Raw genomic sequence first — 1,356 nt, forward strand, 5'->3', positions numbered from 1 at the left:
TGCGAAGTCGAACTTGTCGCGTTTCCAGCGCGAAGCAGATCAAGCAAAGGAACGCGTTGCTTCACTTGATGATGACAAAAATCGCCTTTCAGAAGAATTGGATGTGTTGGGCTATCAAGGTGTGGGTGAAGAGTTAGCTGAGTTGACGTGCGTTTTGGAAGAATCTGAATCAAGCGTTCTCGCTAGGCAAGAAGATGTTGAAAGGCTTGAGGCCGTTGTTCAAGAAAGTCGTGAAGCGACTGCAGAACGAAAAAGTGAAATTGCCCAGAAGCAGGCAGAATTGGTTTCATTAGAAACGATTCAGCGCGATGTAGTATCTAAAGGTAATGTTGGCGCAGGTCTAACTGATCTGCATGCTAAGGCTAAAGGCGAGCTTGAAACCTTAATAGAATCAATTCAGGTCGAGCCAGTATGGGCGCCTGCCATTGAGGGTTTGCTTGGGGATCGGCTATACGCCTATTTATCTAACGATGAAAAAATGGCCGGCTATCTCTTAGATCGCTCTGATATTACTTTCGCTTTATTTTCGAATGAGCAGGCAAGCTATCAAGTTAACGATGGCTCTTTGGCAGAAAAAGTCGAAGGGTGTTCTGCGTTGATTCCGTTTTTGAATCGTTATATTTGTGCTGCGAATTCTAGCGAAGCCTTTTCTACTCGTTCTCAGCTAGAACTTGGTCAAGAATTCGTGACCACTGAAGGTGTATTGATAGGTCGGGATAGTGTTCAATATCTTGCCTTGAGTGCAATTGATGATGGTGTTGTCGTTCGTCAAAAACGAATAGATAGCTTGGTTGATGAGCTGAGTATTGCAGATGATGACGTGGCTAGATTGGAGGCGGAGCTTCAGGCTAATCTGAATGATTTGGCTGCGGCTAAAACTTCGTTAGTCGATGCTCGCGCAATAGAGCAGAGTGCTCTTAAGCGTCACGCGCAATTAGTTGCTGATGAGCGGGGGGCGAAAATCAAGCGTGAGCAACTTCAGTTGCGTATAGCTCGGATAGATGATGATTTGAATTCTGAAAGAGAGCGTTTTGCCCAAAGTTCTGAGCAAATTGAAGCGTGTGAGCAAGAGTTGTCAATATTATCTGAGGTTTTGGAGAGCGCATCTGAAAAAAGAGAGCTTGGAGAAGGTGACAAAGAGCGTTTGAAAAATGCGATATCTGAGTCGCGAGCGCAGGTTCAGGATTTAGCTTCAGTGTTAATGAGGTTGCGGTCTGATCAGCAAGGTTTTCGAAATCGCTTAGAGTTGCTAAATCAAACTCTTGATGGGCAAGTAGTTGAGATTGAGAGGTTTAACGAGGCGGTCTTAAATATTGATTTCGAGCCTGGCGATGAAGATTTGATTGAGGGTTTAGA

General features: G+C 44.7%; 1 protein-coding gene. It reads left to right on the forward strand.

What is annotated here, in order from left to right; all coding sequences use genetic code 11:
- Window positions 1-13: 13 nt before the first annotated feature.
- On the forward strand, window positions 14-1,356 hold a 1,343-nt coding region (locus tag A3762_RS15915), incomplete at its 3' end, for a hypothetical protein (protein WP_156493507.1).

The organism is Oleiphilus sp. HI0125 (genome assembly GCF_001635355.1).